Raw genomic sequence first — 13,691 nt, 5'->3', positions numbered from 1 at the left:
CACGAGGCAGTTCTAACAAAAGATGATTATGAGAGTTACAACCAAAAGAGACAGTTATTCAGTACAGCTCTTAGGGGGGATTTAGTTTCTAAAACCTTTTTATTTATAGGTTTTAGTTTTGATGATCCAAATTTATCTCAAATTTTAAGTAGAATTAGAGTTCTTTTAAATGAAAACACTAGAACTCATTATTGCTTTATGAAGAAAGTTGATATGAATGATTATAAGGATAATGAAAAAGAATATTATTATGCAAAAATTAAACAAGATTTAAAAATCAAAGATTTAATGAGGTATGGCATTAAAGTTCTTTTGGTGGATGATTATCCTCAAATAACAGATATTCTTTCTCACCTTAATTCACTAGTGATGAGAAAAAATGTCTTTGTATCTGGTAGTGCAAGTGATTACGGAGAATGGAGTGAGGAGAGCATTTTTAAATTTAGTACTGCAATAAGTAAAGCTCTTATAAAAAATAATAATAATATTGTATCTGGTTTTGGTTTAGGAATAGGAAGCTGCATCATTTCAGGTGCTTTAGAAGAACTTTATTCAAGTCAAAATAGTAAGGTTGAAGAGAGACTTAGATGTAGACCATTCCCCCAAGTTACTACAGGACAAATGACTATTCCTGAATTATGGACCAAATATCGTGAAGAAATGATTTCTAGTGTGGGGTTTGCTGTCTTTATTTTTGGAAACAAAATAGATAAAGAAACTAAAAAAGTCATTGTTGCAAATGGTATGGAAGAGGAATTTGAAATTTCTGTTGAGAATGGAGCAATCCCTATTCCAATTGGGGCAACTGGTTTTACTTCTAAAGATTTATGGCAGAAAGTTATGGATAGTTTCGAAAAGTATGTTGGCATTGAAGAAGTAAAACCTATGTATGCTGATTTAGGAGATGATAGTAAGTCTTCTGATGAATTAATTAAAACGGTAATAAAAATTATTAACAAGTTAGCGAAGCACTAACTTCTATAAATTCTACAAATTATATATATGGTAAATATACCATTGACTGTTCATAAATCTTAAAGAGATAAGTGAGGGAGAAATTAATTGGCTTATAAAACTTTTATATCTTACAAATATTCAGAGGCTAAAAATCTAAGAGATAGAATAGTAAAAGTATTAGGGAAAGATGCTACATATTATCAAGGAGAAACAAGCGAATCACCAGATATGTCTGACAGGACAACTGAGTATATTAAAAATAAATTGAAGGATATGATATATTCTACCTCTGTCACTATTATTGTAATTTCTCCAAATATAAAATCGAGTAATTGGATTGATTGGGAAATCGAATATGCTCTTAAACAAATAAAAAGAAATGATCGCACCTCTGGAACTAATGGCATTCTTGGAGTGGTCATGGAGTATAATGGAGGATATTCGTGGTTAAGACCTTCTGTAATTAATTCTGATGGGCATTCTTCCATTCAAACTCGAAATACATATTTATATGATATTATCCATAAGAATAGATTTAATCAAGATCCTCCTGAATACAATTGCGAAATTTGTGAAAATGTAGATGTTTTAACAGGTTCATATATTTCACTAGTTAATGAAGTAGACTTTTTTAAAAATCCTAATAAATATATAGATAATGCATATAATAAAAGTAAGAAAATATATAATTATAGACTCGTTAGGAAAATATAGACGCTCAGACTTGAAGATATCGCTTCCCTGGGAGCGAAACAATTCCCACACAATTTATACAGATGCATAATATGAAAAAGCTGCACCTTAAACATAGACGCAGCGGGTCCATCAATGTATGTGATATAAATTGTTGTGTATTGTCAGAATCGTTTAGAATTGTTTCTTTCCCTGGGACGCGGTTTACTCAAAACAGGTCACCACAAATAAAGATGACGTAAGAATCAATCTTATTTGTGGTGACCTGTTATTTCATGAAGGTCATAAACTGTTATTTATACAAGGAATTATTCATTTACATTAACCTAAGAATTAAAGTATTATCTCAGACTGGAAAACTATATAATAATTTCCACATCTCCAGAAATCAATCTTTCTACAATGATATTATTAATTATTCCGACAAATGTTTTTGCAGTTTCAGGGGTTACTTTAATAATGTTGTTAGCTTCATCAAATTCAACTCTCAGCTCATTATCTAGCCGATTAACCGCTTGTTTTATTTGATGAATAGAATAACTACTCTCAGGCTCGGTATATTTCGATAATCTTCTCACTGCCCTAGCACTACTAAATAGTTTTTGTTTAACTGCTTCTTGTTCAAGGCCTACAAATTTAAAATTAGATGTTGAAATTGTGTATTCTCCTTGTACAAATTTTGTAATAACAGCTTGTGATTTAGCTTTACGGTTTTCATTCAGTGTTAACATATTTTCAAATCGATTAACATCATATACGTAGAGAAATTTACTACTTCTATCTAACCTAGCGGTAACTGCAGGTGGTAATTGAATACCTTTCGGAACATTTACTACCGTAGTGTTATCAGTAATAGATATTGAAAGAACAGGTTTATTTTTTATGACGGAGTTGTTTGAAATAGCTAGGAAATATAGAGAACTTTCGTCTTGGGCGATTATAAATTTAATTCCTTCATCTTCATCAAAGTTGTTTACTTCTCCAGCCAATTTTCCGAATTTAGAAAACTGAATAACATTTTGAGTTTGATTGTTTAATAAATTTCCGATTACTTCTTTAAATCCAAATAAATAACTGTCTTCATTAACTTTTTCTAATTCTAAGTAATAGGGGATATCTTCAATTAAAGCAGTACCACTCAACTCGTCCATCTCTGCCTCATAGGATTTTTTTGGGATTAGGTCTCCTTCAAAATGCTCATAAATTCCACTTTTTTCTGCATCTCCAGTTTGTAATAAGTAGACTCTATATAGCTTTGAATTTTTAGATGTACATACATAAATACGTTCTAAAGCCATTTAAAATTCCTCACTTCTCATACATAGTTATATGGATTTTCGTTTTATAAGGGTTTCCAATCATATAAACTTTAAAATCATTATATTTTCTAGACCTAAAAGTAAAAACGTACTTATTGTTCTGAGTCTTACATAAATCAATTCCTAAAATAATCAGATTAATGTTCGGGAAAATATCTGTGCTTTTAACGATTAAAATAAAGATAATAACTTGTAATATGACAAATATACAAATAGATAAAAGTAAGTTACTCTCAATAATAAATACAGCAGGCAAAATATTCCCTAAAAGAAATGAAATTATGTTACCATTTTTTTCTTCCAAATTGCTTTCTTTAAAGTAATTTTTCTCTGGCGCCAACACCTGATCAGTTGAAGATTTTGTGTATTGTCTAATTAATATAAACTTCAATAAAAGAGTTAATACTAATATGAATACGAGTAGTAATCCACACCACCAAAAAATGTTTATTTGTAAGGTAACGTCATAAAATATCAAGTGATAATTAAACGGCTTGGAGAACTTGTCATCAATTTGTATTAAAAACAGAAAATACGCAGGTGACATTGCTGTTATAAAATATAAAATTTTATAGAACCATCTAGTGCCGTAAAACAATCATAGCCCTCCTAGACTGTACTCACTAATACATCGCAATTAAGCTAAATAGATTTTTATTCATTTACTTTATTCAATACCTTGGGAGCGGTAAAATTTCCGAGCATTTTATACGTATGAATATAATGTAATAATTATGCTTGCAACATTGATAGTCAAAATCATTTAGATTTCCCTCTATCTCTGGAGAGCAATTAAGTCTAAATGGAATTTTTTAAAATTATTTTTACAGCTTCTATTATTTGTTCATCTTCGAGGGTAATGTCTTTAAATTCTATATCGTTGTTTAATAATAATTCCTTATAACCTTTAACTTCTTTTTTCGAAGCTTCATGATCTTTAAAGTCTTTTAATGGCATTATTCTTGCTAATACATGAGCTGCAAATCTATTTCTTATTCCATGATTGAACCAATAGTAGACTGATTGATTGTGTAAACCATTTTTTATAGCAATAGGGAGTATATTTAAATTAAATGGAATTTCTTCTTCTTTTAAGAAACTCTCTTCTAAAGTTGCTATTAACAACCCTGCATAACTTGATAGAGTGTCAATTTGATTTTTTACTAAAGCGATTATTGAAGGAACTGGTTTTCCTGCCGCTCTAGACACTTCTACATCACCATTTAAGCTCAAGTACATTTTTGCAATTTTTTCATAGCTTTGTCCTTCAATATAAGCTAGTGTAATATTAAAAAATTCATTCCAATGATTATACCAAGCTTCTTCATCCGTTATTCTTTCAAATCCATCTTGAATTAATATAGATTCCAACATTCTATTGAGAAATGTAGATTTCTGAGATTTAGATTTCGGTAAAATTTTTTGAATATATAAGGGGGGGAGTTTTTTCATACATTCGAATAAAAATTCTAGCCACATTTTTGTCGTCCATTTATTAATATCTGTTTGAATATAATTTGGAAAAAGTTGATTTACAACTTTTATAAATTCATTAGTCGTAAAAAAATCAAATCCTGATTTTCTAGCAACACTTATAGTCCATTCAGGAGATTCAGATTTGGTAAGAAACTCATTTTTAATCTTAATTATTTCTCGAGTTGCTTCAAATAACTTTTCGTTTTTTTCGCCAGTCTCTATAAATTTTGCTGCATAAGTTTTACTTAAAGTATTAATTATATTTTCATTTATCTCTTCATCCCCAGAAACTAATGAAGATATAATAGTTAATTCTTCTAAAGAAGATTCATTCGGATGAATCTCCTTATTTATAATTGCTCTTAGAAATTCCTCTAATTTACTTCTAATAGTAATTGAAGCATCGTTATCAAGTAAAACAGGTAACTCATATATTGCTCTATCAACATCAGTATTATTATGTTTAAATTGTAAAGGTTTATCTGGTACTAATATGCTTAGGCTTTGGTTAGAGAAACCTGCCCTTCCTCCTCTACCAATGGCGTTCAGTATTAACGCTTTAGATCTAGATCGAGCTTCAGGAGAAAAAGAATCTCTCACATCTCCTATTCTCGTTCCCGCTATTACAATTGCTACTGAGGGAAGATTTAATCCTTGTGCTAGTGTACCTGTTGCGAACAACAAATTTATATGGCGATTAGCAAATAGGCGCTCGACAGCTTCTTTTTCAGTTTCTAACATATATGAAGTATGTACTCCAACTCCATCCATAAGTAAATTTCTAACTTCAGACTCAATTCCAAGATCGCTTTCAGCTAAGATTAATAAACAATCTTCGAGTTGTGGGATACGAAAATCTTGTGATTTTAGTGATATACCCTTCCCCAACGTAAATGGATAGTGCCTGTTTGTGGATATGAAAACTATGGTAGGAATTCCATTAGAGGATAGATTAATTCCTATTTCTCTAGATGTATTATTCACCCAACTTAAAGGTTCAATAAAATAAGTCCATTTATTATTTTCTTTTTCTCTCTTACATACAAATTTACCCAATATATTTGTGGGTAACAACGAGTAATCACTATAGTTTTTTTTCCAAACACCGGATTGTGAATATAAAATTGACAAATTAGAATTAAACTTTTCGTTTTTTCTACTTTCCATTTTCTGTTTTAAATTTTCTTTTGCGATTAAGGAATCTTGTTGGAGTATATTAGTCTCAATTCCAATAGTTCCACGAATAGAACGAGTCGGCTTCCAAGATATAGACGTCACTAATGATTTCCCATCAGTTGCGGCAGTTAACCACTCCGCTAAATCATCGGGATTATTTATCATTGCAGACATTAATATAAATTTAATATTACTATTGATAGATAAAATTTTTCCAACTACAAGGTCAGCATTTGCTCCTCTTGTGCCTTCCCCCAATAAATGACATTCATCAAAAATACATAGCACACAATTTTCAAATATTTCAGGATTCATTCTTAGTGACATGGCACATTTTTCAGGAGTCATTACAGCGATAAAATTTTCACTTAACTTATCCGCGTCCAGAGTTTCCTCTTCCAACTTAGTGTATTCTTCTCCTCCTATAAATGATTTAATTTCTAAGGACTGATAAAACTTCATTGATTTTTTTAAGTCCTTTCTAATTTGATGAACTAAAGCATTTGTAGGCGCCAAATAAAGTATCCAACCTTTAGATAAAGATTGGGCAGCCGCTATTTCAGCTATAAAACTTTTTCCACTACCTGTTGGTTGATTTACTATTACATGTTTATTTGGTCCAGGTAAACATTCTTCAATGAACTTACTAGCTGATTCCCATATAAATGGCCTTGAGTTCACTTCCAAATCACCTTTAATTCTGGCTTTTATATATTCTATGAATCTGCCTTCAGTGTCTTCAGGACTTTTAATATTATGAAGCAGTGCTCGCTCAGAAGTAATCGATATCATATTTTTAAGTAGCATTGAAAAATGATATATTTCAGGATAAAGAGCAAACCTATTTTTAAAAGTACTTTTAACTATTTTATCGAGTAACTCAACTGACTTCTTATATCCAAGACCATCATCTCCCACTAACCAATCAGTATATAATATTATTGCCTCGCCGATATTAGAAAACATTTGAATTTTGTTATCTATAATTAAATTCTTTAAAGTCTTACTATCGTTTTTTACAATAAAAGGTTTGTCTCTATTTATAGTTATTAATGTATTTGTTAATAGAGAAACAAGATTTTGGATGCACCAGTATTCTATTTTATATAAATCTTCATACCAATCCTTAATTAATAAATGATCAGATATTTTGTTTACTTCTGTCAAAGCGTTGGCATCATATCCAGAAATTAAGAAAAGCATAGCCGATTCAAGCCTTGTATAAACGAATTCATTTGAAAGTAGTACGTCTTCTTCTACTTTTTCAAAACTATTGAGTATAGTTGCTAAAAGTGATAGTGACTCAGCAGCTACAAACGCGGAAGCTTTAACTTCTGTTTTGTTTTCATTATTATCAAATATACAACTGCTTTCTAAAGTATCTCCTAAACGTCTTAATTCACTGTATAACTCCAGTACCACGCTATCTAAATCATCATTAATTTTATCTTCTAATTCTTCAAGTTCTTTTTCAGTCAGGTGTCCTGGTTGTATACTTAAGTATTCTTTATGAGCTAAATCTAATTGCATTTCAAGAGAAAAAATATAGGCTCTTGATAAGGTTCTTCTAGACGCGTCTATATCTATATTTGGCAAATTAGGCAAGTCATTAAACAAAGAATAAGAATAACTATCGAACATTTTATAACTCCTCTACAAAAATTCTCATCTCATCCGCTAAACTATTAAAAAATTCGTCAAAGTTTTCGATCTCCAAAGGGATAACCAATCTATTTTCAATCGGCACTTTTAAACTACCTAATGTTTTATTTCTTTTTCTACTCCAATTTACACTTTTTGATTTATCATATACTGGAGTTGTTAAATAACACTTTTCGTTTTTCCAAAAGCCGTTTGTAGCTAGTTTTGAGATATCAGGTGGCAAAAAATTTCTAAGAATTTGTACCTGAGTTCTAATCCTCTTCCCTGTTTTTTTATTGGTTTCAACTCCGTCAAAAAATTTCATAGCATTAGAAATAGCTTTGTTAGGATACAACTTATAAGCTTTACATTCTCCTATTGTTAATCCAAGAGCTTTTGAATAGTATAAAGCACTTAAATCTAGCCCTTTATCTTTTGGATCATCATGAACTAATCCCACCGCTTTTATTTCACCAATCGGATGTATATCTTTCACATCGCTTGAAATTACTAATAATAAATGAATTAAAGCCTCGGCCAACCACGGATTTCTTTCATCTTCAATAAAATCTTGATCCAGATTATTGTTTTCTCCAATAGTATCAATTACACTCTCTTTTATTTCTTCCAAACCTACTGTTGTGTATTCAATTATATCTGCTCTTACTTCTAGATTTGCTTCCACTGAGTTAGTAATAAGTGCCACCATATATACTGCAATACTACGAATAATTGCTGGTTCATTTACTATTCCATCAATAATTATTGCATGATGAGTAGCTGCTTTTATAATGCTAACGTTTAATTTCAAAGCAAAATTTTTCATCTCGGACTCTATCAAGGACTCTAGCTCTGCTTGTATCATTTTTCCTCCTAAAAAAATATATTAGTTTGAATTTTTCGTTCCTTTTGATACTTACCTGAAGTTCCTGACAAAGCATACACTTTACGCCTCTTCCTCAAGTCATCAACGTCATTTTGTATTCTTCAACACACAATCAAACCGCTTGATCTCATGCGTTCTTTTTAGTCAAATCGGTACGGTATCTTAACTTCGAATTTTCGCCGTATCATTTCAAATTATTACGTATCCGAATTAAAGGTTATATCACTTCAGATGGAATTGACCACGTATTATATTTTGAGTCTTTGAACGGCATGAATGCAGTTAATTTTGCCTGCGTTTTCTGAAAGAATGTCCCAATAGAAAATTGATGTTTCACTCCACGGCATTGCGAAATCACGAACTTAAACTATTAGGTCTTATTGAAAGTTTCCACTAATTCTTTTGATGTATTAGTCTTGCACATCACCAGTTCGTTACTATATTTTTAAAAGCCGCCCCCTCAACCCCTCATCACTAGCATAAACATAAAGCCCCTCTATCCCTCTCTTCATCAACACATTAATCGAATTCAATATAATCTGTTCTTTCGCTCTTTCAACTTCCTCAATGCCATCTTTCCCTCTGAAAGCTTCGGTGTCGCTATACTTTTCAGTAAGGATTTTCAAGCAATCGTTTTGCTCATCATAAGAGACTGATGGCCCCAATATCACGCCTACATAATTCAGATCAAAGCCTTGAATCGTATAGATGGATCCGGCTTCTTTGATTGTCTCCGGCTTTTCTGCCCAGGTGATTTTGGTATCGGTTGAGTTCCATGGGATTTCAAGATTGTCTTCTCTGATGTAGTACTGCTCGCCGTCTTTTTTATGTTCATAATCGAATGTTGAAACCACTCTGGAGAGGCCATGCTCTTTATTCTTTTCCACTATGGCGTCATGCATTTCTTTGGCAGAGTCGAATATTTTAAATTCATACAGCTCATCTTTTGGTAACTCCAGAATGCGCTTCTCCACAAAATTATCGATCCAGTCGATTACATCGTCTCCAGCATTCATGCGGAACTGTTCTCTTAAAACATAGGGCTCTTCTCTTTGATAGCCTGACACTATTTTCTTGAGCCGCTCCTCGTCCCAATAGCTTTTCAGTTTTAATACTTGTTTTTCGTCGTAGACAACTATGACGATTTTGCTATGATTGATGATTTCTTCCAGTTGGTTGTTTTCATTGAAGCCATTGAACGCATCCGCTCTGCTCAGCAATAGATGTGCTTCATCGACTAAAACGATATCTGCTTTTTCTGGAGCTTTCTTTTGCTTATTAATGAAACTTGTCGGCTTATCAAAGTTATTTTTTTTAAGAAACTTCACATTAGCTGCGATATTTTTATATGTTTTCAGCATTTCTGAATGGTTGACGAGTAAGTAATTCTTTGTTTGATGGAGGTTGGAATTTTTGTCAGCCGCTCGTTCCTGGATGCTATTGAACACGGAACTTAAGACCACACTTTTACCAACACCCGCTTCACCTTTAACCATAAATACAAACGTTTCATCATCATCGATGTGTTCTTCACACACTTCTAGAATTTTTGTTTTAAGCTCAAGTTGTGTCATTGTCAGCTCTTTAAAAGGAGACAGTTTAAAGATGTCTCTATTTTCAATTACATGAGCAGGGCTATTCACCATATTCCTATTCAACAGTTCTGTCCAAATCTCATTGAAGATTTTTATGTCGTAAAATTCTTTCTCATGGTAATTGTGCATAACACTTTGTACCGTCTGACTCTTGTTTTGCAACTTGTAACGATTGTCGCCTAAAAAATAATTGATTAATTTGGTTTCTATATTATAGGTAGCTGATCGGTGAAACTTTTCATGAATAATGAGCGTCATTTTTTCTAATTTCTTTCTCTCAATATTATTCAAGTGAGATTTCATCCGATTTTTAAAGGCAACAGTCTCTCCAATATATACAGTGGTATTATTGTTCAAAAAGTAAACGACTGGATAATCAAAGTAAGCTTCTTTCTTGATACTGTTTAACGCGGTTTTATTGAAGTCCCATGTCTTTAGTTCAATCGTGCCCATAAAGCTTCAGCCTCTCTAGATGAAAAATCAGTTTTTTGTATTAAAGTTCAAGTTTAGAATCGTACACCGATTCGATCCGATCTTCTAGTACGTGATCGATGAACTTTGAAGAGCTTTCGTTGTAGATAAACACGGCGGCGTCCCCCTCAAAAATTGGATATTCAATACAAATATATTAACATTATTTAACTGTTATTGGGCGAATAAACGAAATATTTTTACAATTTTATTAATATTCTCTTTAAAGTCTATTTTTCTATTGATTCCATGCTTCTATGTAACGTTCTTCCTTGCAGGTCAGTCTACCTATTTAGAGGTGAATGCGATGAAAAAATTTATAGTTTCTCTTTTAGTGATATGTCTTTTGCTATTGAGCGGCTGCTCTGCTGCAAACCCGACGATTACCGAAACAGATGCACGAGCACTCGTGGAACAACGACATGCGAATTCGTTTGGGACAGTAGACATTCTTTCAATTCGCTATGACGATGGACAGTATATTGTTGAATGGCAAAATAAAGGCAATTGTGAATGGGGAATCGATTACTTAGATGGTCAAAACGGAGATATTCTAATGGGCGAAACGACAATTTGTTAACGATGAAAATGCATGAATCCGTTGCAGCGGGTTCATGCATTTTTTTGTGTCTTTTTCAGCCTCTTCTACCTTCTCAAAAAACTCCTATTTGTTCCCTTCCTTGGGACATGATTTTAAGTTGAAATAGCCACTCCCAAAATGTTGATTTAGCAGATATAGTATATTACTGAAATATTGCAGATTTTCTCTTACACTGGATGTTACTTTTTAATTCATATAATTCATGACTAACCAATAACAACGCTTTTTTGTTTCTTCCAACTGAGCATCATTGTATACAGGAACCTCCCAAGAGCCACCAGCGAAACCCGTCCTTGCTTCATCTGCAATTCTTTCCTTCTTCGCTATCCAAGCACGCTGCAAATCCCTCAACTCTAAAAAATCTTTTTCTGTTAGTTCTATTTTTAACGTCTGATAAATTTCATTTAATAGATCATCCCAAATTTTCAATTGATTATATGATGCTTGCGTAATTTCGGCATCGCTTCCAGTTTCCCATACTTTCCCATAGCTTTCTAAATCCGCTTCCAATTTATAAATCCTGTCTAAATACCGAACATATAAAGATAAAGAGTCAGTTGTACTAAATGTCAGTGTGGCAGTTTTCTCTACTTCTGCTTGTTCAGATTCTTCTATCAAATCTTCGAGAGGTTCAGATTCCTCAGGAATACCAATTAATTGCTCCATTGTTTCCACACCTGATTCTTCTATTTCACCTACATCATATTCAGAGGTAACGGACTCTTCAACAATATCTTTAGAATGTTCACTTTCTACAACCGGAAATACAATAGGGTCTATTGGAATCTCAGGTTCAGTACTTTCTTCAAAAGCATTAATTGCTTTCGCAAGAACCCCTAGACTAATGAACCCTCCAAGCGCAACTTTTCCAAATCGTATATAGTCAAAAGAGAAGAATGGTTTATTTTCCGGGGATTCTGATGCACGTTTAGAATTCGCATGTTTTCTTTCTTGCTGAGAACGTTCATTATCTCGCTTTTGAGTCTGTTGATAAAAGGCATAGTCTTGGTCGTATGCTTTTCTTTTTATGGGATTACTCAAAACTTTATATGCCTCGGTTAGTAAGATAAATTGTTTCTCGTTCCCTCCTTGATCCGGGTGTAATTCTTTAGACTGAATGCGATATGCACGTTTAATCAACTCTTCATTAGCTGTCGGTAATATATTCAACAATACATAGTAATCAATAAATTTCTCCATACTTCCCCCTCTTCCTCAGTAGTCTAATACATTTAATTAGTTTCGCTATCCATGGGTGTGATTTAAATAAACTACTTAGAAAAGTAGTTTACTTCCTACTATGAATAAGGAGAACCCCACACCAGCGACGGCGCGTCCAAGGGCTAGGCGAAGCAATAAGACAGGTGCTCTTCCTGGCTTATTGCGAAAGCCATGCCCAAAGCGCCGGAGCGATTTGTATCCCAGAAGATACGGTAGACAACTCGAATAACCACAAGTCGGTCTTTAGTCAGAGACTGATCTCCTATATTTTATTAAAGCCCAATAACATCCACAGCGTTCGTAGCATCCGCTTTACTATGCCCTTCAAACTCCAATTGCTCAATCAGTCCAGATCTTGAAAACGAAGTGTACTCGATATAATTCTCTGCGGCTAAAATAGCTTGTTCGCTCCAGTCGACAGTGATTTCGTCTACTGCGTAGGTCGCATTGTCGTTACTATAGCCTTCAAATTCCAATTGTTCGATGAGTCCCTTTCTTGAAAAAGCCGTGTAGGCGATGTAGTTTTCAGCCGCTTTTACTGCTTGCTCGCTCCAATTTACATCGATTTTTTCTGAAGCAAATGTAGCATCTGCGTTACTAAATCCTTCGAATTCCAATTGATCGATCAGTCCACTTTTCGAAAACGCTGTATACGATAGGTATTCTTCGGCCATTCTTGCCGCTTGTTGTTGGGAAGCTGAACCTGCATTTTCTGCTTCTTTACGTGCTGCCTCTTCGGCTTCGGCTTTTGCTAGTTCTTCTGCTTTTGCCTTTTCTTCCGCTTCCACTTTTACTTGGTCTTCTGCTTTTTTCTGTTGTTCTGCTTCTGCCTTAGCTTTTTCCTCTACCGCGGCTTTTTCTTTTGCTTCTGTCTCAGCCTTTGCTTGTTCTTCCGCTTCCGCTTTTTCCTTCTCTTCTGCCTCATCTTGTGCTACTTCTTCTTCGGCTTTTTCTGGCTCTGCAGCTTCAACTTCTGTTGTTTCAAGGACCGGTTCATCCTTCTCGAGTGTTTCTTCGCCACAGCCACTTAACAGAACGATTAGCCCAGCTGTTGCTACTAGTTTTTTGTTTTTCCACACACGTATAAGCCCCTTTCTGATTATGAAAATTAGATCGTGCTTACTATTTTGACTTGCTATGAGTTAGCAATGTATTGAATCGATTATTCTGTAAAATAATTTCCAATATAGTTCTTTTATAGCATTATATAATTACCATTTATACTATAATATTACCAATATAACACAGCGAGAGTCTAGTTCATATAGCATCTCCTGAACTAAATTCTATATGCTGATCAGAGTTTTCATCCCACTGTTCTCTACTTTCGCCGATATTCAAAAATGACCTTATCCATCTAATAGGAAAGGTCGAAATTTGTTACCTCTTTCTTAGCACTTTATTGCACCAATTTTGCCGCCTCCTATTGAACTACTACTTTACAAAATAATTTTAATTGCCATGTAAATTTAAAAAATAAGGATCGTTCCGCATGATTTCATAACTCGTGCTTTATTCATATGAACTTTCCCCTCTTATCCAACGATTTTCTATAGCTATATATGAATTCCATCCATACATGTTATTTATGACTATGAAAATTAATAAAAAAAGTTGGAAAAATATAAAAGAAATAAAGCCAATAATAAGCAATT

At 33.3% G+C, this 13,691-nt stretch carries 10 protein-coding genes; 3 read left to right on the top strand and 7 right to left on the bottom strand.

Features of this window, described 5'->3' with window-relative positions:
• Both MLE13_RS10520 and MLE13_RS10515 read left to right on the top strand, forming a co-directional pair.
• Positions 1–975: SIR2 family protein (locus tag MLE13_RS10520; protein WP_240749667.1), on the top strand; the 975-nt coding region annotated here is incomplete at its 5' end.
• 87 nt (positions 976–1,062) lie between these two features.
• Positions 1,063–1,671 carry a TIR domain-containing protein gene (locus tag MLE13_RS10515; protein WP_240749666.1) on the top strand — a complete coding sequence of 203 codons (609 nt, stop codon included), beginning with the start codon at positions 1,063–1,065 and terminating at the stop codon, positions 1,669–1,671.
• A gap of 338 nt (positions 1,672–2,009) precedes the next feature.
• Here the strand turns inward: MLE13_RS10515 and MLE13_RS10510 are convergent, their stop codons facing one another.
• From MLE13_RS10510 to MLE13_RS10490, 5 genes are all read right to left on the bottom strand, one after another.
• Entirely contained in the window at positions 2,010–2,948 is a 939-nt protein-coding gene (locus MLE13_RS10510) for a hypothetical protein (protein WP_240749665.1), read from the bottom strand.
• Positions 2,949–2,958: 10 nt separating this feature from the next.
• Complete coding sequence (locus MLE13_RS10505; protein WP_240749664.1) at positions 2,959–3,567, bottom strand: antibiotic resistance protein VanZ; 609 nt, start codon at positions 3,565–3,567, stop codon at positions 2,959–2,961.
• A gap of 200 nt (positions 3,568–3,767) precedes the next feature.
• A complete protein-coding gene (locus MLE13_RS10500) occupies positions 3,768–7,262 on the bottom strand; it encodes a DEAD/DEAH box helicase (protein WP_240749663.1) in 3,495 nt (1,164 codons plus the stop codon).
• A 1-nt stretch (position 7,263) separates the two neighbouring features.
• On the bottom strand, positions 7,264–8,127 hold the full coding sequence (locus tag MLE13_RS10495; RefSeq protein WP_240749662.1) for a hypothetical protein: 864 nt from the start codon (positions 8,125–8,127) through the stop codon (positions 7,264–7,266).
• 458 nt (positions 8,128–8,585) lie between these two features.
• Entirely contained in the window at positions 8,586–10,034 is a 1,449-nt protein-coding gene (locus MLE13_RS10490; protein ID WP_346429160.1) for a DNA/RNA helicase domain-containing protein, read from the bottom strand.
• Between the two features lie 487 nt (positions 10,035–10,521).
• Between MLE13_RS10490 and MLE13_RS10485 the strand changes: the two genes are divergently transcribed.
• Positions 10,522–10,794: a hypothetical protein gene (locus MLE13_RS10485; protein ID WP_240749660.1), complete on the top strand. Its 273-nt coding sequence runs from the start codon at positions 10,522–10,524 to the stop codon at positions 10,792–10,794.
• A gap of 207 nt (positions 10,795–11,001) precedes the next feature.
• On the opposite strand, the gene MLE13_RS10480 is transcribed toward MLE13_RS10485, so the two are convergent.
• Together MLE13_RS10480 and MLE13_RS10475 are read right to left on the bottom strand one after the other, a co-directional pair.
• Positions 11,002–12,015: a DnaJ domain-containing protein gene (locus MLE13_RS10480; protein WP_240749659.1), complete on the bottom strand. Its 1,014-nt coding sequence runs from the start codon at positions 12,013–12,015 to the stop codon at positions 11,002–11,004.
• Between the two features lie 293 nt (positions 12,016–12,308).
• A complete protein-coding gene (locus tag MLE13_RS10475; protein ID WP_240749658.1) occupies positions 12,309–13,115 on the bottom strand; it encodes an Ltp family lipoprotein in 807 nt (268 codons plus the stop codon).
• Positions 13,116–13,691: the final 576 nt, after the last annotated feature.

This window comes from Planococcus halocryophilus, from assembly GCF_022489025.1.
Classification (GTDB): Bacteria; Bacillota; Bacilli; order Bacillales_A; family Planococcaceae; genus Planococcus; species Planococcus halocryophilus_A.
This window is presented reverse-complemented; position numbering and strand designations above follow the sequence as displayed.